This window comes from Streptomyces sp. NBC_01166 (assembly GCF_045039765.1).
Taxonomy (GTDB): domain Bacteria; phylum Actinomycetota; class Actinomycetes; order Streptomycetales; family Streptomycetaceae; genus Streptomyces.
On record NZ_CP108613.1, the window covers coordinates 8,072,852 to 8,093,292 of the forward strand.

Sequence of the window (20,441 nt, forward strand, 5' to 3'; positions counted from 1 at the left end):
GTGGCACGCCGCACGTCGGAGAACGTGAGCGTCTACTGCCGACAACGGACGTGTCGGAGATCCCAGAAAGCGAACATCCGATCGATTTTCGTGTCCAGTGAAAGGTATCAAACCGAGGGAAGCGGGACGGGTTGCGCGCCGGACCGCTCCGGACGCAGGTCGCGCTGCCCACTTCGTGACGTACGGGGGCCGGAAACGCCACGCTACGACGAGAGCCCCGGAAACCGGTGCGCCGACGCGTCGCCCCGTGACGGGCAACGAGGTGCCCCGGTTGACCATCAGGGTCGGGTGCTCGAGTCTGATCGCCATGGATTACCGACACGTCCGGCCTGAGGCGGTCTCCGACCAGCTCCGAACATTCCCCGAGCGACAGAATTTCGTGCGGCTCGCCGCCGGCGGGAACGGCGCGGACGGCCGGACGAGGCCCGTGGGCGGCTCGGGTGGTCCGTGCGGCAGCGAGGTCGTCGGCATCCTCGCACTGCGCGGCTGGGCAGGAGGGCTGACGACATGACGAATCGCTGGGCCGGAGTGACGATCGACTGCATCGACGTGGAACGGGTGGCGAGCTTCTGGAGCACGCTACTGGACCGCCCGCAGGGACCGTCCGAGCCAGGCTGGATCTACCTCGGTCTCCGCGAGGACCCCCAGCCCCGCCTTGTCTTCCAACCGGTGACCGAGCCGAAGCGTGGCAAGGTGCGCCTCCATCTCGACATCGCGGTCGACGACATCGAGCTTGGAATCGCCCAGGTCATCGCGCTCGGCGGACGGTTCACCGGCGAGCGGCATGACTACGAGGAGGGCGTGGTCGTCGTCATGACCGATCCTGAGGAACACGAATTCTGCATGGCCCAGTACTACTGACCCCGCTGCCGATCCTTCGTTGCTGCTCGGTGACGGTCTGCCGCGTCCGTCGCTCGGCGATGACTTTGCTCGAGGGCGAGAGTCTGTTCATCAAATGTGCTGCAGGGGGGGGGGGCACTCTCGTGCTCCCCTGCAGTGCAGGCCACGCACGACTGACAACAGGAGGCCTTCCACATGTCTGGTTCGAATCCGGTGCCGGATCGAATCCCGGAGGCTGCGGTCTGGCCACTGGTCCGTGCCGAGCGAGCCGCCCTGGCAGCCGGTCTTGCAGGCCTGTCCGACGAACAGTGGGCGACACCCTCCCTGTGCAGCGGATTGACGGTACGTGAGGTGCTCGCGCACCTCACTGCCGGGGCGAGCCTCAATTCGGTGCGCTGGCTTGCGGGTGTTATCCGCTGCCGATTCGACTTCGACAGGCAAGTAGCCATGCGGCTGGCCGAACATCTCGGCGCGACGCCGGCCGAAACCCTTGACCGGTTCCGGCGCATCGTCCCCAGCAGAACCAAGCCTCCTCTTCCTGCCATTGCCCTGCTCGGCGAGACGATCGTGCATGCGGAGGACATCCGGCGCCCGTTGGGCATTCGCCGCGACTACCCGATCGGGACGGTCACACGGGTGGCGGAGTACTACCAGGGGACGGATCTCGTTGTCGTCGCCAAGGGGCGCATCGGCGGCCTACGGCTTGTCGCCGACGACGGACCCTTCACGACCGGATCCGGGGCGCTCGTGTCCGGTAGCACCTTGGCCTTGACGATGGCCATGACCGGGCGCGAGGCATACGTCGACGAGCTGGAAGGCGTCGGCGTCGAGCGCCTCCGCGAGCGCTGCGGAACGGCCTGATGGCCAAGGCGTCCCACGGGCCCTGCGTGCGGCCGGCTGCCGGACGCGGGCCCGCAGGCGTCGGCCGGCCATGGACCGGACCGCACCTGGCCTTCTTCAGGACCCGCTGACAGTTGCTGCCGGCCGGCCGACGGGCAGGTGACGGTGCTCGCGACGAGGGCATCGGAGTCCGGTGCCGGCCCGGTGGCGTTCACGCTCCTGGAAGAAAGAGGCAGAACGGATGGCCGTGCGGGTCGCGGAGAACCCGTACATCCTTCTGCGGCTGGTGATCCTCCAGCGTGGCGCCCAGAGCACATGCCCGCTCGGTCTCCGCCTCCAGGTCGTCCACCTGTAGATCCAGGTGAGCCTGCATCTGCTGGGTACCAGGGCGCTGCGGCCAGGTCGGAGGCGTGTGATCGGGCTCCAACTGAAAGCTGAGACCCGGGCGTTCCTGTTCCACTGCCCTCAGGCGGACCCACTCCGGGGTGCGCTCCACCTCCTGCCAGCCGAGCAGGGCTCGGTAGAAGTCGGCCAGCGCGGGAGGGTCGGGAGTACCGAGGACAAAGGCACCTAGTGTCGTCGTCATACCTCCAGCTCTGCCCCGGGCGATCACGCCCACACTTCGGAGGGCCGAGCGTCGCCGGGACGGACCATGTGCGAGTGCGGGCAGCTCCCGATCAGATCGTCCGTGGCGGTAGTGGGCGCAGGCACCAGGACGCGTGAGGGGGTGGTGCGGGTGCACCAGGGGAGGACGGCGGCTGAGGACGATGCCCGGCGGGGCGCCGGAGGGGAGTGTTGGAGGCCCGCAGCCAACACCGAAATGGACGTCCATGTCCCAAGCTGTGCTTTCTCCGGCCCGCATCGGGAGACTGCCGATCGGCGCTCTCGGCATCCTGGCACTCGCCCTCGGCACCCTGCAGTCGGTGGTGGAGCCCGCGCTCCCGCTGCTGCAGGGTGAGTTGGGGGTGAGCAGTGGCGATGGGGCTTTGATCGCCAACGCGTTACTCATCACCGGCGCGGTCATCACCCCCGTCGCAGGCAAGCTCGGTGACCGCTACGGCGGAAAGCGGGTACTGGTCCGGCTGATGGCCGTGGTCTCGGCCGGTGGTCTGCTGGCCGGCCTGGCGCCGAATCTGCCGGTGTTGTTGTTCGGTCAGGTGTTGCAGGGCGCCATGGTGGGCGCGCTGCCCCTCTCCTTCATCCTCGTACGCAAACACCTCTCGACGGGGGAGTCGCAGGCGGCGATCGGGGTGGTCCTCGCGCTGTTCACGGGCGGCAGCATGGTGGGGATGTTGTTCGCCGGGCCGGTCGCGGAAGGAATGTCCTGGCATTGGATGTTCGCGCTGCCGACGCTCGTGATCATCGTGATGACGTCGGTCGTGGCGTGGCTGATGCCGAATGATCCGCCGATCGAGTCGGACGACAGGATCGACTGGCCTGGGGTCCTTCTGCTCAGCGTCACTCTGCTCGCCTTCATGCTGGGTTTGAGGACGGTGACGAAGGGCGGCGGCGTGTCGCCCCTCGCGGCCGGTGGCATCGTGGTGGGCGTGGCCGCCCTCGCGGCCGGATGGGTCGCCGTCGAGCGCAGGGCGGTCTCGCCGATGGTCGATCTGCGCATGCTCGCAAGGCCCGCGTTACGGAACGCGCTCGGGCTCACCTTCGTCATCACCACCAGTTTCGGGATGGTGGGCTTCCTTCTCCCGCAGATGTTCGGGGCGCCGGCCGACGGGTACGGCATCGGGGCCGGCACCACCGACATAGGACTGCTCCTGCTGCCCGGCGCCATCGCCGGGTGTGTGAGCGACTCGATCGGTGGTATCGCGGCACGGCGTTTCGGTACGCGCGCCGTCGTCATCCTCGGCGCCGTCGTCACGGTGGCCACCGTGACCGCGTTGACGGTGCTGCACACCGCGGAATGGCAGCTCGCCCTCGCCAAGGTGCTGACGGCGTTCGCCGCAGGCGTCGCCTGTACGGCGTTGCTCACCAGCACCGCCACCGCCGTCGAGACCAAGGACACCGGGATCGCCACCGGCCTGATCACGGTGACACGCGTGATCGGCACCGCCCTGGGCGCCCAGATCGCCAGCGCGGTCCTCGACGCCGGCGCCGACCCGATGACGGGCCTGAAGAGCGAATCGTCCTTCGTCGCAGCCTTCACCGGCGCCGGCCTCGTCGCCGCGCTGTCACTGCTCGTCGTCCGTAGCACCACCGAAAAGGGAGCTCAGGCATGACACCTCCTGTCTGCCGACAGACGTGACCACCACCGAGAAGCGCAAGGTTCTGATCTCCGGGGCCAGTATCGCCGGACCCGCGCTCGCCTACTGGCTGCACCGGTACGGATTCGCGGTCACCGTGGTGGAGAAGGCGGGCGCACTGCGCGACGGTGGTTACCCGGTCGACGTCCGCGGTACGGCGACGGAGGTGGTCCGGCGGATGGGGATCCTGCCGCGGTTGCGGGACGCGCACATCGACTCGCGTCTCTGCACCTTCCTCGACGCCGACGGCAGTCCACTGGCCGCGGTCCACCCACGAGCCGTCGACGGCAGCGTCGAGGGACAGGACCTCGAGGTGCGTCGTGGGGATCTTGCCGCTGCCCTCTACGCGATTGTCCGAGACGACGTGGAATTCCTCTTCGGAGACTCCGTCGACACACTCGACCAGTCCGGACGAGGCGTCGACGTCACACTCCACAGCGGGCGACGGCGCACGTTCGACCTGGTGGTCGGCGCCGACGGCATGCACTCGGGCACCAGGACGTCCCTGTTCGGCCCCGAAGAACAGTTCCACCGCTACCTCGGCTACTGCTTCGCCATATTCACCATGCCGAACACCCTCGGTCTCTCCCACGAGCTCGTGCTGTGGAACAGTCCGGGGAGAGCCGCGGCGCTCTACGCCGTCGGGGGCGATGACGAGCTGCACGCCTTCCTGAACTTCCACCGCCCTGCGGTTCCGCTCGATGCCCTCAGGAATCCCGGCGCCCAGCGGGACCTCGTCGCCACGGTCTTCGAGGACGCGGGATGGGAGGTCCCCGCCATGGTCGACGCCATGCGCGAGGCGGATGACCTGTTCTTCGACACGGCCGGCCAGATCCGTATGCCCCACTGGTCCAGAGGTCGCGTCGCGCTCGTCGGTGACGCCGCGTACGCTCCCTCGTTCCTCACGGGGCAAGGCTCGAGCCTCGCGCTGGTCGGCGCCTACATGCTCGCCGACGCCCTGGCCAGGCACCAGGACCACACCGCCGCGTTCGCCGCCTACGAACGGGGCGTCCGCGAGTTCGTAGCCATGAACCAGGCACTGGTCGACAACGGTGCGGCCAGGCTCTTTCCCACCACGGTGAGGGCCCTTGAGCAGCGCAACACCATGCTGCGTGACCTCGTCACCATGCCCGCCCCGGCAGCACGACCGGCCCACTCGGCCCTTGCGCTGCCCGACCTCCCTGACCGGGCCCGGCCGGGCGTGCGGGGGCTGTCGGTGGATCCAGGTGAACGCCCCAGTCGCTGATCAAGACACGCTCGCGTTCACCGGACGGAGAACGCTCCGGCAGCCGCCGCCAGCACCGCCGCTGCGGCGGCCTGTTCCGGCAGTCGCGGATCGGGATCGGCGCGCAGGAGCACCAGCTGGTGGTAGACCGGCGCCGTGGCGGCGATCAGCAGACTCTGCGCGTCCGTGGGCCGCGAGGGGAGTTCGCCCCGTTCGGCAGCGCGGTCGACGAGAACCTCGCACTGGGTGTACCGGTCCGCCCACAGCTTCTTCTGCGCCCGCGCGGCCTGCTCGGAGTGGAACGAGACGGCCATCAGGGCGACGGCGAACGACGGCTGCACGGCCAGGGACTCCTGGATCTCCTGGTTGAGGGCCGTCAGATCGCCTCGTAGGGAGCCGGTGTCCGGTGGCTGCCAGTCGATCTCGCCGGCGGCGTCGATGACATCGACGAGCAGGCCGCCCACGTCGCCCCAGCGCCGGTAGACCGTGGTGCGGTGTACACCCGCGCGGGCCGCGACACCCTCCATCGTGAGCCCCTCGTGACCGCCTTCGGTGAGTTCGGCGCGCACCGCGTCGAGGACCTGGGCGCGGATGCGCGCGGTGCGACCGCCCGGACGGCGGCCCGGCTTCGTGGCCGGTGTGTCTGTCATCGGGAATCCAGTATTCGCTTGATCAACGTGCCGTGGCTGTGTCAGCATCTTAACGCAACAGATGTCGCACTAGCGTCCCTCCCGAGAGGAACCGCCTTACCGATGCCACCCGTTCCCGCCGACCCCACCGTGCTCCACCCGATGCCCGAGCATCCGCGCGTCGTCCTGCTCAGGCCGTTGGTGAAGTCGCCGCTGATCGAGGTCGGTGACTTTTCGTACTACGACGATCCGGACGACCCCACCGCCTTCGAGACGCGCAACGTCCTGTACCACTACGGGCCCGAGCGGCTCCTCATCGGCAAGTACTGCGCGCTGGGCACGGGCACCCGGTTCATCATGAACGGCGCCAACCACCGGATGGACGGCCCGTCCACGTTTCCCTTCCCGACCATGGGCGGATCCTGGGCCGAGCACTTCGATCTGATCACCGGCCTGCCGGGCCGGGGCGACACCGTCGTCGGCAACGACGTCTGGTTCGGCCACGGCGCCACGGTCATGCCCGGCGCGCGGATCGGGCACGGCGCGATCATCGGTGCCGGCGCCGTGGTCACCGGCGACGTCCCCGACTACGGCATCGTCGGCGGCAACCCCGCCCGACTCATCCGTACCCGCTACAACGCCGAAGACGTCGCCCGGCTCCTCGCCGTGGCGTGGTGGGACTGGCCCGTACAGCACATCACCGAGCACGTGCGGGCCATCATGTCGGGGTCGATCGCGGAACTGGAGGAGGCCGCCGCGCTCATCGGCCGTCCCTGACAGTCGGGCGTGCCCTCGTGCCGGCGGACACGTCCCGGCCTCACCCTCCTCGCCGCCCCGCCTACCGGAAACGAGTGATCGGCCATGCCCCGCCCCCGTGCCCATATCGCGATGGTCGGCGTGCCCATCGTCAGCCACGTCCTGCCCAGCCTCGCGATCATCCGGGAACTGGTGGCCCGCGGCCACCGGGTCACCTACGCCAACGATCCGGTCGTGGCCGACCGGATCCGGTCCGCGGGCGCCGAACTTGTGCCCTGTGCCTCGGTGCTGCCGGTCGTCGACAACAAGTGGCCCGACGACCCCATCGCCGCGGCGAGCCTCTTCCTCGACGACGCCGTCCAGGCACTCCCACAACTGCGCGCCGCCTACGAAGACGACCCGGCCGACCTGTACCTCTACGACATCGGCGCCCACGCCGCGCGCGCCCTCGCCGAGGCGCAGGGCCGCCCCCTCCTGCAGTTGTCCCCGACGTTCGTCGGCTGGGACGGCTACGAGGAGGAAGTCGCGGCCCATCTCCGGAAGTTGCCTGGCGCCGACGCGTACCGGGAGAGGTTCGCGCAGTGGCTCGCCGACTGCGGGGCGACCACCACGGACGTGGACGCCTTCTCCGGTCCGCCCGCACGGGCCCTCGCCCTGATCCCGCGAGCGATGCAGCCGCACGCCGACCGGGTCGACGCCGGGACCGTGACCTTTGTCGGCCCCTGCTTCGACGCCCCTGCGGACTCGGACAGCTGGACGCGCCCGGCAGCCGTCCGCCATGTGCTGCTGATCTCGCTCGGCTCCGCGTACACGCGTCAGCCGGAGTTCTACCGCCAGTGCCTCGCCGCGTTCGGCGATCTGCCCGGGTGGCACGTCGTGCTCCAGATCGGCAGGCATACCGACCCCGGCGAGCTGGGGGACATCCCTCCCAATGTCGAGGTGCACTCCTGGGTCCCGCAGCGGGCGATCCTGGAACAGGCGGACGCCTTCGTCACCCACGCGGGCATGGGTGGCTGCGGCGAAGGGCTCCTGGCGGGTGTTCCCATGATCGCCGTGCCACAGGGGGCCGAGCAGTTCATGAACGCCGACCGGCTCGTGGCACTCGGCGTCGCCCGCCGTGTGGACACAGCTGATGCCACCGCCGAGACTCTTCGCGCGGCGCTGGATGATCTGGTCGGTGATCCGGAACGAGTCGACCGCTCCAAGCAGTTGCAAGCTGCCGCACGGGCCGAAGGCGGCACCGCACGCGCCGCCGACCTCATCGAGAACACGCTGGCAGCCGCCGGGAACCCCGCCCTCTGAACACTGCAGCCATCCCCGCCCCGAGCACCTCGAGCCCAACTGGAGACACACGCACATGCCCACGATAGGCATCATTCTCGGCACCACCCGTCCCGGCCGTGTCGGACCGCAGATCGCGCAATGGGTCGAGAGAACGGCCGGGGCGCGGGACGACGCGACGTTCGAGCTCGTCGACATCGCCGACTACCACCTGCCGCTGTTCGACGAACCGCGCTCGCCACGGCTGGGCGAGTACGAGCACGACCACACCCGCACCTGGGCCGCGAGGATCGACGCGCTCGACGGGTTCGTGTTCGTCACGCCCGAGTACAACCGCTCGATCCCGGCCGCACTGAAGAACGCCATCGACTTCGTCTACAACGAGTGGAACAACAAGGCGGCCGGGTTCGTCGGTTACGGCAGCAACGTCAGCGGCGCCCGCGCGCTCGACCATCTGCGCCACATCGCGGGGGCGGTCCAGCTGATGGCCGTGCACACCCAGGTCCATCTGTCGCTGCAGAGCGACTTCGAGCAGTACTCGACGTTCGCGCCCGCCGAACGGCACGAGAGGGCGCTGCAGCAGATGCTCACCGAGGTGGTCACCCTGACCTCGGCGCTCTCCCCGCTGCGCCGGTCCTGAGCAGCCGCCCCAGGCCCGCGCGAACAGTTCGAGGGGGGTGCCCGGCGGTGGCGACCGGGCACATCACCCCAGTGGCACGCGACTCGCCGTCCGGGGAGACCGAGCGTGCTGACCGGACTACGGCAGGCGGTCGGTTCCGCCGTCGGGGGCGGTGTGGGCCAGGCCCGTCCGGTAGGCGATGACGACGAGCTGTGCCCGGTCGCGGGCCTCCAGCTTCGTCATGGCGCGCCGCACACCGTGTCGCGCTGCTTCGGTGCGGAGACGAGCCGTACGGCGAGGCCCGCGAAAACCCGTGCCGCTGAAAGCGCCGAGCCCGCAGGCCACGCGGCCGCTGCGCCGCAGTATCGACGAGATCCGGCCGGAGAGCAGGCCGATCGAGATGTCGGCGGCGGGGCCGACGAGTACCAAGGATCAGGAGCTGCCATTGTCCCGACTGCAGACCTACGTCTCCGGTACCGGTCCATCCCGGCCTGCGGTCCGATCCCCCGAGGCCTCACGGCGGCTAGCGTCACAGCATGCGTATCGGACTACTTGGCACCGGCAATGTCGCCCGAGCACTCGCCCACGGCTGGAGTGCCGCCGGACACGACGTACTACTCGGTTCACGCCACCCCGAGGAGCGGACGGACCTGGATCTCCCCGTGGCATGCCTCCCCGAGACAGCGGCCCACGCGGAGGTACTGGTCAACGCCACGCCTGGGACCGTCTCCGTGGAACTGCTGCACTCCATCGGAGCGCCGGCGCTCGCCGGCACCCTCTTGATCGATGTCGGCGTCGGTCTCTCCGACGACTTCACCGAGCTCTCGCACCCCAACAGCAGCCTGGGTGAACAGATCCAGGAAGCCTTCCCCCTGACCCCCGTCGTCAAGACGCTGTGCACCATGGACTCCACCGTGATGACCGCCCCGGACGGTCTCGACGGGCCGAGCACCGTCTTCCTCTCCGGTGACGACGCCGAAGCCAAACGGACCACCGGGCGACTGCTCACCGACCTCGGCTGGCCCTCTACGTCCCAGCTGGACATCGGCGGCATCACCACCGCACGCGGACAGGAGCACTTCGCGCTCCTCTTCATAGGCATCGCGGGCGGCCTGGGTGCCCATACGTTCAACATCAACGTCGTCACCCGTCCCACCTCCTGAACCGGGAGCTGCTGAGGGGAAGTCCGTCCCCCACCAGCAGCCTCGGTCTCCCGTAGACGCCGGTGCCGGCGCGGTCGTGGAACTGGCCCGTCAGATACTGCGGTTGACCGGCCTGTGTGACCGGGAGGCAGGCGCCTCGCTCAACGTGGGTGTGATCGACGGCGGCACCCGAGCAGGCCCGTATCGGCGCGGCACCGGCCGTGCTGCGGCCGGTGGACGGGCGTACGCCGGTCGAGGTGACGGGCGGCTGGAACCGTCCCGACTTCGAACGCGCCGCAGGCGTAACCGAGTTGGCGGAACTGGCCCGCACCTGCGCGGCCCGGGAGGCGGGGCGCGATCACGCTGTGCTGTGGGGCGGCCCCGCCCCCGTCCACGACGCCCCGGTCCCGGCCGGATCCGACGCGTAGGGCACGACCACGACCTGTACGTCGTCCTCGTAGACGACCCGCCCCGGATCCACGGAACGCAGCACCCGGCAGTCGATGCCGTGAGCGGCCAGGATCTCGAGATAGCCGGGGAGCCTGGCGAGGAGATGCGCGGCTGAAGGCTTGAACCACGCGGCTGCGCCAGGGTTGACCTCATCGTCGTACACCGTGGGGTCGACGGTTGAGGGGTCGGTGTAAGCGGCGTCGTACCAGCGATTGTTGCTGCGGCGGAAGGACTCCTGCTCGTCCGAGAGTCTTCCCTCCCGCGCCAGAGTGTTGACGAGTCCGAAGACACCCGTGAAGTGGCCTCGGCCGTTGCGGTGCGGCGACTGGAACCGTACGTACTGGACGGTCTCGCCGTCGGTCATCCCCATCCGGTCATGCTCTCACTCGCCCCCTCACTCCAGGGCAGTTGGCGTCCCGGCGTGCAGCTCCCGTCCGTGACCCACCTGCGCCACCGCGTCCCGAAGCAGTAGGTGTCCACCGGCCGTCGGCGAAGGGTGTCACCGACGGCCGGCGTGCGCGGATTCAGTTGACGTAGACCTCGGCACGGTCGACGCTCACGAAGGACCCCTGGGACTGGGCGTTGTGCTGCCCGGTCACCCGGATGCGGAGGGTGTGGCTGCCGTTCCCGAGCCGTGGGCTCCTGTACTGCACGGCCTCTCCGATGCGGATGGCGCCGTGGAAGTCCACTGTCTGCTCCGGCCCGCCGTCGATGCTGATGGCCGCGTAACCGTTGCCCGTATCCTTCACGGACAGCAGGAGGATGCGGGTGCCGGTGAAGGAGAACGTCGCCGTGGCACCCGCGCTGTCGCTCCAGTGGTCATCGCTCCAGAAGCACTGGGTCGCGCAGCCTGCGCCGGAGTTCCAGGCGCCGCTGTAGGTCACACCGCCCGCCCCGCTCGAGCGGCCGTCGTCGTTGATCCAGTAATTGCCGGAACCGGGATCGCCGGAGGGCAGGTCCTGGGTGGCGCCGAGGGCGAGGGGCCGGCCGAAGTCAGGAGTGCCGTCGGCGCGCCAGGTGAACTTCTGCGCCCGGGTGGTGCGGTTGGTGTAGGTGGACACGGACGTGGTCTTGGCGTGATAGACGATCCAGTCCTCCGTGCCGTCCGGGGAGCGGAAGAAGGCGTGGTGGCCGGGGCCGAACACGCCCCGCTCGTCGGCCCGGGAGAACACCGCCTCGGGATGCTGGTACCAGGCGCCCGGTACCAGCGGGTCGGCGTTCGCCGGCAGCGACATCATCCGGACCTGGTAGTCGGGCTTTCCGGTGTCGCAGGCGGAGTACGTCATCCATACACGGCCGTTGCGGTAGAGGAACTCCGGTCCCTCGCGTACTTCCGGGCACCCGCCTGCCGCGTCGAAGGCGACGGCGTTCCCGGAGACGGTATACGGGTTGGACATCGGGGCGATGTTCAGACCGTTGTGCTGGTACTGGTTGATGCCGCTGTAGGCGAGGTAGAGACGGCCGTTCATCTGGAGGATGCCGGCGTCGATGGCGAACTCGTCGGCGTGGTTGGGCGGGGCGAGCTTCGCCTTGAAGTGGTAGGGGCCGGTCGGATCGTCGCGTTCCGACTCCAGGACGTACAGGCGGTGGTGGTCGTCGACGCCGTCGTCCGCCGTGTAGTAGAGGTACCAGCGGTCGCCGAAACGGTAGAACTCCGGAGCCCAGATGTTGCGGTTGCGGGAGGGATTGGAGTCGGTCCACACGGTGACGGGGTCGGCGGCGGCGAGGTTGCCGAGGGAGGGCGAGCGCCACATCTTGATGCTGTCGCCCTGGGTGGTGGTGAGGTAGTAGTTCCCGCTCCAGTGGGTCATGAACGGGTCGGGTCCGGTGTTGAGCGGGTTACGGAACGTGCCGGCCGCGGCGGCCGCCGGTTCCGGTGACGGTGCTGCAGTGGCCGGGGCTGTGACAACGGGAAGCAGACCCAGGACCAGCCCGAGGAGGGCGGTGACGAGGGCGCCGATGTGTCTCGTGGGGCGTTTGGGCGATCGTGAGGGCATGAGGCGTCCTTCCGGGCCGAGCCCGTTGGGGGGATGGGGACCACACGCGCATTTACATCGATGTAATGACGGGGCGCCACGTTAAGTAAGGGCGGTCACCGTGTCAATGCCTCGCACAGAGGTGCGCGTTGGGGCCGCGGCCTCGGGTGCCCCGCGCGGCGGGCCGGCCGACGCCTCCTGCGGCGTGGGGCCGGGCAGGGGCTGTCCGGAGCGGGACCGGCGGCCCATAGGCTGACCCCCATGTCTGTCACGTTGAGCTCCACCAAGACCCGCGCCGCCCTCCGTGTTTCGGCCCGCGTCTCAGGCGAGTTGCTGATCGTCCTTGCCATGACCGCAGTGGCGGTGTGGGCGCTGGGACGGATGTGGTCGGTCGTCTGGCCGCTCATAGTCGGCCTGCTGCTCACCACCCTGACCTGGCCCATAACCCGATTCCTGCGCCGGCGCGGGTGGCCCCCGGCCCTCGCGGCGTCGGTCGTGACGGTGCTGTTCCTCCTGGTCGCCGCGGGAGTCGTGGCATTGATCGCGGTACCGGTGTCCTCCCAGTCCGGACAACTGGCCGACGGCGTGGTCGAAGGCATCCAGAGGCTGCGCGAGTGGGCATCCGGGCCGCCGCTCAACATCGGTGACGACCAGATCACCGGAGCGTTCGACTCCGCGACCGCCCGCATCCAGGACAGCCTGGGCAGCATGGTCACCACCGTCGTCACGGGGGTGAGCACCGTGGTCAACGGCGTGGTCACCGCCGTCCTCGCGATCTTCCTGATGTTCTTCATGCTCAAGGACGGCCCTCGGTTCCTGCCGTGGCTGGAGCGTCAGCTGCCCGGCCGGCTCGCCACCGATGTTCCTGCCGTGGCGTCCCGTGGTTGGGAGACGCTGGGTGAATTCGTGCGCTCCCAGGCCTACGTCGGCCTGCTCGACGCGGTCCTCATCGGCCTCGGACTGTGGATCGTGGGGGTGCCGCTCGTGCTCCCGCTGGCGGTGCTGACCTTCGTGTCCGCGTTCGTGCCGATCGTGGGAGCCCTGTTCGCCGGTTTCGTCGCCGTGCTCATCGCCCTGGTGTCGAACGGCCTCACCGACGCGCTGATCGTGCTGGCGATCATCGTCGTCGTGCAGCAGCTCGAGGGCAACGTGTTCCAGCCCATGATCCAGAGCCGCGGGCTCGGTCTGCACGCCGCTGTGATCCTGCTCGCCGTGACGCTGGGGGGCAGCCTCGCAGGCATCGTGGGCAGCCTGCTCGCCGTGCCGGCCGCCGCACTCATCGCGGTGGCGTGGAACTATCTGCGCGAGCAGCTCGGTGAGGAGCGGCAGGAGCCGGACGTGTCCCCCGGTGGCGACCCGTCATGAAGTTTCCCGGCTCGTCCCGACGGGCGGGACGAGCCGGGGAGCCGCCTCCATGCCTCGGAGGGCGCCGTACGGGGTCAGGGCTGTCCGCCGCGCTCCAGCGAGATCCTCTCGCCCGTCTCGATCGCGACCGGCAGCCGGTTCTCCGCCGGAGGCAGTGGGCACGTCGCCAGGTCCGTGTAGGCGCAGGGAAGGTTCGCGCCACGGTTGAAGTCGAGACTCACCCTGTTCTCGGCGACCGGGGGCGCGATCCGCAAGGAGCGGTTCGCCGCGTAGGTGGTCACCCCTGAGGTCTTGTCCGTGAACAGCACGGTCAGGCTGCCGGCGCCCTTCCCGTTGAACACCGTGAGCCGGTGAACCGCGCCGGCCAGCTCGAACTCGACCTGGCCGGGGGATTCGTAGACATGCTCAAGCCCTTCGACCGCCGCGCCGACGGTCACCGCGCGCGGGGGGCCGAAGGGCACGAAGCGGCTGGTGAGGACCCAGCGGGGGTCGGGGGCGTACGCCGGGGCCCGGGTGAAAGCGGTGCGGAGGGCGTTCCCGGGGTGGCGGGGACGCAGGGCGTCGTGTCCGCCGCGCTTCGCGACCTCGATCACCGCATCGCCGAAGCCGGGGTACAGGCCGTCCCGCTCGCCGACGACGCCGAAGTCGTACCGGCCGTGGACCGCCACTCCGTCGACGGTGAGTTCCTCACCCTCCACCAGCTCGAGCACCACTCCGTCGGGCGTGCTCGACCAGGCTCCGGGGGCGTCCTCGAAGCGGGTCGCTCCGGGGGGCAGCCAGTGCAGGCTCGTGATGGCGAGGAACCCGTGGGGTCGGGCCTCGTCGTGCTCACGGTGCCACTGCTTTCACTCCTGGGCGAAATTCTCCTGGTCGACGTCGTGGGCAGTCATGTCCGCTCCCTCGTGCGGTGTTCGTAGGGCAGGCGTGGCTGTGTGCAGGTCACAGGTCCCGGCCTCCGTCACGGACATCGTCGACAAGCTCGTCCCGGAACTCCAGGAACGGGGCGTCTACCGCACCGCGTACCGGGGGACCACATGCCGCGAACACCTCGACCTGGCCCCGCTGCAGCGGGAGCAGGCGGCCCGGGGGACGGGACGACCGGTCCCGTCCCCCGAGCCGGAGCCTCATGCGGGTGAGGTACCCCCCGAGCCGGCCCCTACCAGGGAGGGCGGGGCCGCCGGTGAGGGCGGGGCCGAGGCGGCCGGTCCGGTCGGCACGTGCTGGTCCCCGTCCCGGAGCCGGCTGGTCGCCCACACGCTCACCAGGCCGGTCAGCGCCAGGTAGCCGCAGGCCCACCACGGGCTTCCCGTACCGAGGGCCAGGAGCGCGGTCATGATCAGAGGAGTGATGCCGGACGCGAAGATGCCGGACATCTGGTAGACGAACGACATGCCCGTGTACCGCACCGGCGTGGCGAACAGGGCCGCGAACAGGGTGCCCTGGGCACCGTAGAACGAGCCGTGCACGATGCCCAGCGTCACGACGAGTGCCGCCGCGAACGCCCAGGTCCCGCCGGTACCGAAGAGCCAGAACGCCGGGAAGACCGAGAGGGTGAACGCGGCCATGCCCACGAGGTAGACCCGGCGGGCCCCGTAACGGTCGACGGCGGATCCCGACACCGGAATCAGCGCGGCCATGACGAGCGCGGCGGCCGTGACCGCCAGCAGCACCGGGGTGCGCTCCAGCTCGAGCGTCCCCGTCGCGTACGTGATGGCGAACACCGCCCAGGTGTTGAAGGCCGCCCCCTCGCCCCACCGCGCGAGCATGCCGAGCAGGACGTGACGGCGCGCGGCCGGCTCACGCAGCAGCTCCACCAGCGGCGCCGCGCGGGGCAGTTCCTGGAGGCGGCGCGCCGCACGGAAGGCGGGCGTCTCATCGATCTTCAGACGCACGGTCAGTCCGACCACGACGAGCACCAGGCTGATGAGGAAAGCGATCCGCCATCCGTAGTCGAGGAACGCCGACTCGCTGAGCACATTGCTCAGCAGCGCGAACACCCCGGTGCCCAGCGCCAGCCCGATGGCGAGCCCGATCTGCGGAAAGCTGCCGAACCGGCCCTTGCGCCCCGCCGGCCCGTACTCCACGGCCAGCAGCACCGCCCCGGCCCACTCCCCGCCCAGCGCCACGCCCTGTGCGACGCGCAGGACCAGAAGCAGAGCGGGAGCGAGGACACCGACCTGCTCGTACGTGGGCAGCAGACCGATCAGCGCGGTGGAGACCCCCATGAGGCCCATGGTGAATGCGAGGGTGTGCTTGCGGCCGATCCGGTCGCCGAGGTGCCCGAAGAGGAGGCCGCCCACGGGACGGGCGACGAAACCCACCGCGAACGTCGCGAACGACAGCATCGTGCCGACCGTGCCGTCGGCCGTGGGGAAGAACAGCTTGTTGAAGACCAGCCCGGCAGCCGTGCTGTAGAGGAAGAAGTCGTACCACTCCACCGTGGTGCCGAGCAGGCTGGCGAGCACCACGGTCCTCAGCCGCCGGGGCGACGTGGAACCCTGTCCCGGCTCCGGAGCGCTCTGCCGTGCCTCCGGGGGCACGGGCGTGGCGCTCACCGGCCGGCGAACGGGACGATGCCCGCCTCGACGGTGCGCGGACCGGCCGGGTGCTGCCACAGACCGCGCTTCTCCAGCAACGGCAGGACACCCTCGCCGAACCAGTACGCCTCCTCCAGGTGAGGCACGCCGGACAGGACGAACTCGTCGATGCCCAGCCGGTGGTACTCCTCGATGAGGTTGGCGACCTCCGTGTGACTGCCCACCAGCGCGGTGCCCGCACCGCCGCGGACCAGGCCCACGCCCGCCCACAGATTGGGGTAGATCTCCAGGTTGCCGGTGTCCCCGCTGTTGTGCAGCTCGCGCATCCGCCGCTGTCCTTCGGACTCGCTGGTCGCGAGGCCGCGCTGCACCGCCTTGACGCGCTCCGGATCCATGGCGGCGAGGAGCCGCTCCGCCTCGGCCCACGCCTGAGCCGATGTGTCCCGGCTGATGGTGTGCAGGCGGATGCCGAACCGTACGGAGCGTCCCTGGGCGGCGGCCAGCGAGCGCACCCAGTCGATCTTCTGCTTCACCTGCTGCGGCGGTTCGCCCCAGGTCAGATACACATCGGTGTACCGCGCCGCCACCTCACCGGCCGCGGGCGACGAGCCGCCGAAGTAGATCTCCGGCACCGGATCGGGCAGCCTGGTCAACTCGGCCGCCTCGACCCGCAGATGCTCGCCGTGATGGTCGACCGTCTCACCGGCCCAGAGCCGACGCACGATGTCCAGGAACTCCCCGGTACGGGCATACCGCTGATCCTTGTCGAGGAAGTCACCGTACGCGCGCTGCTCCGCGGACTCGCCTCCCGTGACGACGTTGAGCAGCAGCCGGCCGTGGGACTGTCGCTGGTAGGTCGCCGCCATCTGCGCCGACAGCGTCGGGCTTATCTGGCCGGGGCGGAAGGCGACCAGGAACTTCAGCCGCTCGGTGACCTGGGTGAGCATGGCCGTGGTCAGCCAGGCGTCCTCGCACCACGCCCCTGTGGGGGTCAGCGCCCCGACGAAGCCGAGCTGTTCCGCGGTGCGGGCGATCTGGCCGAGGTACTCGATGGAGGCCGGCCGGTCGCCGCCGGCGCTGCCGGGCGTCGAGCCGTGGCCGCCGCCGACGACGTGGCGGCTGTCACCGGTCGTGGGCAGGAACCAGTGGAAGGTAAGAGCAGACATGCGGGAGCTCCCGAGGGGTGCGGAGGACGGCGTGCCGGCATGCCGGCAGGGCATGCCGCGGCTGCCCGGCGGCGTACGGTCAGGTACGCGTCGAGGCACGCGGGGACACGGGGAGAAATGGCCGCGGCGCGGTTGGTGGTGCCGCGGGGACGCGGATGCGCGAGAAGCTCAGGGCCGGTGGCGCTGAGGCCCCGAGGGCTCGGCCGACGTCAGCGGCGACAGGTCGCGCTGGACTGGCGACACAGGTCGACGTGCAGGCGCGCCACGAGGAGGTCGGCAGCAGCGGTCATGTCAGGCATTGTGGGGGAGCCGCACCGCCCGGCTCAAGTCCTGACCGGCCGGCGTTTCAGCAGGTGAGACTGGCGGCGGGCGAAAGGTGGTCGAGGGCGAGTGCCCCGGCGGGCCGCGGTGGGAAACTCCGCCCGGTCTGTGTCAGGGCTCGCGGAGGCCGGAACCGAGGCCTGGGGCAAGGTCGGTGCAGTGCGCGACGGTCGCATCGTCCGCCGCCACCGCGTGGCGGGCCTCCGCCTGCCGGACCCGGTGGATGATCTCGGCGGGACCGCTCGACGCCACGACGGCCATGACCTCCGGCCAGTCGGACAGCCGGAACAGGTCGACGAGCCGGCCGGCGCCGTTGCTGAGCAGGGCGGCACCGGACAGCCCGGAGACCGGACGGCGTCCGGTGACCGCCTCGTCGGCCGCCCGCGGGTCGTCCTTGGCCACCCAGAAGCCGCCCGGCCGGTTCCGGTTGGCGCGCAGGTCCCGGAGAATCCGGTGGTACGCGTCGCTGCCCTCGGCGGTGGCGTCGAGCGCGGACCGGTACGGCCGGCTGACGTCCACCTCCCGGGGATCGGAGAAGACGAGCGGTGGCCCCTCCGCCGTGTCGAGCACGAGGACCGCGTCACCCAGGACCAGATAGTCGGCGATTCCGTCGGACACGCGCAGCACGGCGACGGCCGCCGACGGGCTGACGGGGTCGGCGACGTCGCAGGTGTCCCGGTGATCGTCCGTCACCTGCTCGATGGCAGCGGCCAGCAGCGCCGGGAGGCCGCTGCCCGTGGAGAGGGACAGGAGGCCGAGAAGGCTGCCTCCCAGACGCGTGGCGTACCAGGCCACGCCGTGCGGGCAGATCGATCCGGTGCCGGGGATCCCGGCCCCGTCGACCAGTACCGCCGCCGTCGGCACGGCACCGGTGAAGTCCTCGTTCGCGTGGCCGGGCCGTGCCGCCGCGCTCGCCATCGTCACCCGCATGTCGCGCCGCCTCCTGCCGGTCGATGCGTCGACGGTACAACCGCGGACACACACCGGCAGGAGGACGTCGGCCCGAGCGTCAGAGGCGGCCGCCGGGGACCACCGTGAAGGTGGCGGGCCCGGCCGGCAGGTCCACCGTGTACTGGCTCAGGTAGGTGTCCAGGTACGGCGAGCGGGCACCGCCGGTGGGGAGGTCGTCGGACGGGTCGTCCAGGGCCAGTCGGAGCCGGGCGCCCTTGACGTCGATCGTCTCGCCGGACGGGGTGTCGCGCCATGAGCCGGTCCGGATGGAGCCGACCTCCACCGCCAGGACGTGACCGGCTGCCAGCGTCCAGTCGGTCGCCTTGAGATCGACGGTGAGCCTGCCCGTGGAGAGCAGCGAGACCTGCTCGTCGAACATGACGGCGGTGCCGTCCGGGGCGACGTCGTACAGCTTGAGCATGACGTTGCCCTCTCCCTCGGCTTTCAGAGAGATCTGCGGGGTCCCTGTGATCCGCACGGACTTCTTGAGCGCCCCGGACCACACGAAGAAGCTCGATGTGACCTTCCCCGCCTCCTGGAGCAGGGCCTGCCCCTCGGTCAGGCCCCTCGGGGCCGCCGGGTCGGTGGTGGGCGCGTTCTCCATGTCCCATTCACCGGACGGCTTCACGCGCTCCCGGAGGGACGGCAGCCCGGAGGTCGCCAGGGCGGCGAGGGAGGAGAGGCCGCCGTCGTCCACGTACGAGCCGCCGCCCAGGGGGAGGTTGACGGAGCGATCCACGACCGGCCAGGTCTTCTGCGCCCGCCACGCACCGGTGGAGTCCTCGACCGAGTAGGCCGGGTAGCGGACCTCCGGCCTGCTGCCCTTGAGGTACTGGTCGTAGAAGGAGAGCGTCTCGTCGTACCAGCCCTCACGCCCCATGGACAGGCGCCCGTCGCCGGTGCGGTCCCCGCCGCGTACGTGCTCCCACTGGCCGACCCAGCCGCGCTCGGGACCCTTGTGGTTGTCCAGGTACTCCTGCATCTCCTCGGGCTTGGTGTTGTTCTCGATGAAACCCTGGGTGACGAAGAGCGGGGTGTCGGTGCCCTTGGCCGCCTTGGCCAGGTTCCGTGCGGTCCAGAAGGGGTCGTCCTGGTCGGCTATCCGGTAGCCGGCCGTGTTCTGCGTCAGGCACTCCGGATGGGATTGCTCGTAGCGTGAGTTGGCCAGGTAGCGCGGGTCGTCGTCCGGCAACTGGGCCAGCGTGGCGATGGAGTTGTAGGCGCTGGCGGTGCCGGTGACGTTCGGGCGGGGCACGCCGTTCGAGTAGATGTACTGGTACATGTCCCAGACCGGCTCCTGGGCGACGACGGCCTTGAGCGCGCGCTGGTCCAGGTTGTTGCCGATCAGACCGGTCACGGCGTCGTACGACTTGCCGTACAGGCCCACCGCCCCCGTCGACCAGGGCTGTTTCGCGGCCCAGTCGATCGCCGCCCTCACGTCCGCCTGCTCGCCGGGGCCACCCCAGTCGAGGCAGCCGGTGGAGCCGCCGAAGCCGCGCAGGTCGACCATGACGAAGGCGTAACCCTGGTCGAACAGGTCGGTGCCCTCGATGAAGTCCTGGAACCTGTCGGAGGGGCCGGTATGGGTCCAGCCCTCGGCGCCCGACTGCCCGGAGTGCCCGAAGTACGGGCCGACCGACAGGATGACGGGCACCTTCGCCTTCTTGGGCAGCCCCTCGGGCAGCAGCACGTCGGCGTGCAGTTCGGTGCCGGAGCGGTCCGAGGACGGGAAGTAGTGCTGCGTCCAGAGGGAGCCCTCGGGGACGCGGTCGTTCTGCTGATGTGTGACGGGGCCGGCCGCGGTGGCGGCCGGCCCCGTCCGCTCCTGCGCCGCGGCGGGCCCGGAGGCGGCTGCGGGGCCGGCGAGGACGCCGGTCAGCGCGAGAGTGGTGACGAGTGCTGAGGCGGCCCATCCGGTCGTACGACGTGCTCTCACATGCTTCTCCCGGCTTGGTGGGTACGGGGTGTCGCAGTGGTGCAAGCCGAGCAGCGGCCCCCGGGCCCGCCGTGAGGAGCGCAGCGTTGGACGCGCACACCCGCGGAGCTGGATCACGGACGGGGACGCGAACCGGAGCCGACGGCGGTGAA

At 70.1% G+C, this 20,441-nt stretch carries 19 protein-coding genes and 2 pseudogenes; 10 read left to right on the forward strand and 11 right to left on the reverse strand.

All coding sequences use genetic code 11. The features are described from left to right. Positions 1 to 307: 307 nt before the first annotated feature. From OG379_RS36525 to OG379_RS36535, 3 genes are all read left to right on the forward strand, one after another. On the forward strand, positions 308 to 511 hold the full coding sequence (locus OG379_RS36525; RefSeq protein WP_405667531.1) for a hypothetical protein: 204 nt from the start codon (positions 308 to 310) through the stop codon (positions 509 to 511). Next, positions 508 to 861 carry a VOC family protein gene (locus OG379_RS36530; protein WP_405667533.1) on the forward strand — a complete coding sequence of 118 codons (354 nt, stop codon included), beginning with the start codon at positions 508 to 510 and terminating at the stop codon, positions 859 to 861. Before OG379_RS36525 ends, OG379_RS36530 begins: the two co-directional genes overlap by 4 nt. A gap of 174 nt (positions 862 to 1,035) precedes the next feature. Further along, positions 1,036 to 1,701, forward strand: coding sequence for a maleylpyruvate isomerase family mycothiol-dependent enzyme (locus OG379_RS36535; protein WP_405667534.1), 666 nt, complete (start codon positions 1,036 to 1,038; stop codon positions 1,699 to 1,701). A gap of 190 nt (positions 1,702 to 1,891) precedes the next feature. Here the strand turns inward: OG379_RS36535 and OG379_RS36540 are convergent, their stop codons facing one another. Continuing rightward, positions 1,892 to 2,266 carry a VOC family protein gene (locus tag OG379_RS36540; RefSeq protein WP_405667535.1) on the reverse strand — a complete coding sequence of 125 codons (375 nt, stop codon included), beginning with the start codon at positions 2,264 to 2,266 and terminating at the stop codon, positions 1,892 to 1,894. Between the two features lie 244 nt (positions 2,267 to 2,510). Between OG379_RS36540 and OG379_RS36545 the strand changes: the two genes are divergently transcribed. Together OG379_RS36545 and OG379_RS36550 are read left to right on the forward strand one after the other, a co-directional pair. Then, positions 2,511 to 3,911, forward strand: a complete 1,401-nt coding sequence (locus OG379_RS36545) for an MFS transporter (RefSeq protein ID WP_405667537.1) — start codon at positions 2,511 to 2,513, stop codon at positions 3,909 to 3,911. 22 nt (positions 3,912 to 3,933) lie between these two features. Beyond that, on the forward strand, positions 3,934 to 5,181 hold the full coding sequence (locus tag OG379_RS36550) for an FAD-dependent monooxygenase (RefSeq protein WP_405667538.1): 1,248 nt from the start codon (positions 3,934 to 3,936) through the stop codon (positions 5,179 to 5,181). A 17-nt stretch (positions 5,182 to 5,198) separates the two neighbouring features. On the opposite strand, the gene OG379_RS36555 is transcribed toward OG379_RS36550, so the two are convergent. Continuing rightward, complete coding sequence (locus OG379_RS36555; RefSeq protein ID WP_405667539.1) at positions 5,199 to 5,810, reverse strand: TetR/AcrR family transcriptional regulator; 612 nt, start codon at positions 5,808 to 5,810, stop codon at positions 5,199 to 5,201. A 102-nt stretch (positions 5,811 to 5,912) separates the two neighbouring features. On the opposite strand from OG379_RS36555, the gene OG379_RS36560 reads away from it, so the two are divergent. From OG379_RS36560 to OG379_RS36570, 3 genes are all read left to right on the forward strand, one after another. Then, positions 5,913 to 6,566 (forward strand): CatB-related O-acetyltransferase, encoded by a 654-nt coding sequence (locus OG379_RS36560; RefSeq protein WP_405667540.1) that lies wholly within the window; start codon positions 5,913 to 5,915, stop codon positions 6,564 to 6,566. A gap of 84 nt (positions 6,567 to 6,650) precedes the next feature. Continuing rightward, a complete protein-coding gene (locus tag OG379_RS36565) occupies positions 6,651 to 7,847 on the forward strand; it encodes a macrolide family glycosyltransferase (protein ID WP_405667541.1) in 1,197 nt (398 codons plus the stop codon). A 55-nt stretch (positions 7,848 to 7,902) separates the two neighbouring features. After that, positions 7,903 to 8,466, forward strand: a complete 564-nt coding sequence (locus OG379_RS36570) for an NADPH-dependent FMN reductase (RefSeq protein WP_405667542.1) — start codon at positions 7,903 to 7,905, stop codon at positions 8,464 to 8,466. A gap of 117 nt (positions 8,467 to 8,583) precedes the next feature. On the opposite strand, the pseudogene OG379_RS36575 reads toward OG379_RS36570, so the two are convergent. Beyond that, positions 8,584 to 8,709, reverse strand: a pseudogene (locus OG379_RS36575) (DNA-binding response regulator); the annotation flags it as partial. A 272-nt stretch (positions 8,710 to 8,981) separates the two neighbouring features. Between OG379_RS36575 and OG379_RS36580 the strand changes: the two are divergent. After that, positions 8,982 to 9,608: an NADPH-dependent F420 reductase gene (locus tag OG379_RS36580; RefSeq protein WP_405667543.1), complete on the forward strand. Its 627-nt coding sequence runs from the start codon at positions 8,982 to 8,984 to the stop codon at positions 9,606 to 9,608. A gap of 337 nt (positions 9,609 to 9,945) precedes the next feature. Here OG379_RS36580 and OG379_RS36585 read toward each other — a convergent pair whose 3' ends face one another. Beyond that, positions 9,946 to 10,407 (reverse strand): hypothetical protein, encoded by a 462-nt coding sequence (locus OG379_RS36585; RefSeq protein WP_405667545.1) that lies wholly within the window; start codon positions 10,405 to 10,407, stop codon positions 9,946 to 9,948. Between the two features lie 154 nt (positions 10,408 to 10,561). Continuing rightward, positions 10,562 to 12,034, reverse strand: coding sequence for a family 43 glycosylhydrolase (locus tag OG379_RS36590; protein WP_405667546.1), 1,473 nt, complete (start codon positions 12,032 to 12,034; stop codon positions 10,562 to 10,564). A gap of 240 nt (positions 12,035 to 12,274) precedes the next feature. Here OG379_RS36590 and OG379_RS36595 point away from each other — a divergent pair, with 240 nt between their 5' ends. Then, positions 12,275 to 13,378, forward strand: coding sequence for an AI-2E family transporter (locus OG379_RS36595; RefSeq protein WP_405667547.1), 1,104 nt, complete (start codon positions 12,275 to 12,277; stop codon positions 13,376 to 13,378). 74 nt (positions 13,379 to 13,452) lie between these two features. Here OG379_RS36595 and OG379_RS36600 read toward each other — a convergent pair. The 6 genes and pseudogenes from OG379_RS36600 to OG379_RS36625 form a co-directional block, all read right to left on the reverse strand. Then, a pseudogene (locus OG379_RS36600) lies at positions 13,453 to 14,220 on the reverse strand (DUF1684 domain-containing protein); the annotation flags it as partial. Positions 14,221 to 14,502: 282 nt separating this feature from the next. After that, complete coding sequence (locus tag OG379_RS36605; RefSeq protein WP_405667548.1) at positions 14,503 to 15,933, reverse strand: MFS transporter; 1,431 nt, start codon at positions 15,931 to 15,933, stop codon at positions 14,503 to 14,505. Continuing rightward, entirely contained in the window at positions 15,930 to 17,081 is a 1,152-nt protein-coding gene (locus OG379_RS36610) for an LLM class flavin-dependent oxidoreductase (protein WP_405667550.1), read from the reverse strand. Before OG379_RS36610 ends, OG379_RS36605 begins: the two co-directional genes overlap by 4 nt. Before the next feature lie 209 nt (positions 17,082 to 17,290). Then, positions 17,291 to 17,380 (reverse strand): putative leader peptide, encoded by a 90-nt coding sequence (locus tag OG379_RS36615; protein WP_362941074.1) that lies wholly within the window; start codon positions 17,378 to 17,380, stop codon positions 17,291 to 17,293. Positions 17,381 to 17,513: 133 nt separating this feature from the next. Next, on the reverse strand, positions 17,514 to 18,332 hold the full coding sequence (locus OG379_RS36620; RefSeq protein WP_405667551.1) for an integrase: 819 nt from the start codon (positions 18,330 to 18,332) through the stop codon (positions 17,514 to 17,516). 79 nt (positions 18,333 to 18,411) lie between these two features. Further along, positions 18,412 to 20,289 carry a CocE/NonD family hydrolase gene (locus OG379_RS36625; RefSeq protein ID WP_405667552.1) on the reverse strand — a complete coding sequence of 626 codons (1,878 nt, stop codon included), beginning with the start codon at positions 20,287 to 20,289 and terminating at the stop codon, positions 18,412 to 18,414. Positions 20,290 to 20,441: the final 152 nt, after the last annotated feature.

Coding starts and splice junctions, on each gene's coding strand:
- OG379_RS36525 (WP_405667531.1), top strand. CDS start 308: ATGGATTACCGACACGTCCGGCCTGAGGCGGTCTCCGACCAGCTCCGA.
- OG379_RS36530 (WP_405667533.1), top strand. CDS start 508: ATGACGAATCGCTGGGCCGGAGTGACGATCGACTGCATCGACGTGGAA.
- OG379_RS36535 (WP_405667534.1), top strand. CDS start 1,036: ATGTCTGGTTCGAATCCGGTGCCGGATCGAATCCCGGAGGCTGCGGTC.
- OG379_RS36540 (WP_405667535.1), bottom strand. CDS start 2,266: ATGACGACGACACTAGGTGCCTTTGTCCTCGGTACTCCCGACCCTCCC.
- OG379_RS36545 (WP_405667537.1), top strand. CDS start 2,511: ATGTCCCAAGCTGTGCTTTCTCCGGCCCGCATCGGGAGACTGCCGATC.
- OG379_RS36555 (WP_405667539.1), bottom strand. CDS start 5,810: ATGACAGACACACCGGCCACGAAGCCGGGCCGCCGTCCGGGCGGTCGC.
- OG379_RS36560 (WP_405667540.1), top strand. CDS start 5,913: ATGCCACCCGTTCCCGCCGACCCCACCGTGCTCCACCCGATGCCCGAG.
- OG379_RS36565 (WP_405667541.1), top strand. CDS start 6,651: ATGCCCCGCCCCCGTGCCCATATCGCGATGGTCGGCGTGCCCATCGTC.
- OG379_RS36570 (WP_405667542.1), top strand. CDS start 7,903: ATGCCCACGATAGGCATCATTCTCGGCACCACCCGTCCCGGCCGTGTC.
- OG379_RS36580 (WP_405667543.1), top strand. CDS start 8,982: ATGCGTATCGGACTACTTGGCACCGGCAATGTCGCCCGAGCACTCGCC.
- OG379_RS36585 (WP_405667545.1), bottom strand. CDS start 10,407: ATGGGGATGACCGACGGCGAGACCGTCCAGTACGTACGGTTCCAGTCG.
- OG379_RS36590 (WP_405667546.1), bottom strand. CDS start 12,034: ATGCCCTCACGATCGCCCAAACGCCCCACGAGACACATCGGCGCCCTC.
- OG379_RS36595 (WP_405667547.1), top strand. CDS start 12,275: ATGTCTGTCACGTTGAGCTCCACCAAGACCCGCGCCGCCCTCCGTGTT.
- OG379_RS36610 (WP_405667550.1), bottom strand. CDS start 17,081: ATGTCTGCTCTTACCTTCCACTGGTTCCTGCCCACGACCGGTGACAGC.
- OG379_RS36615 (WP_362941074.1), bottom strand. CDS start 17,380: ATGCCTGACATGACCGCTGCTGCCGACCTCCTCGTGGCGCGCCTGCAC.
- OG379_RS36620 (WP_405667551.1), bottom strand. CDS start 18,332: ATGCGGGTGACGATGGCGAGCGCGGCGGCACGGCCCGGCCACGCGAAC.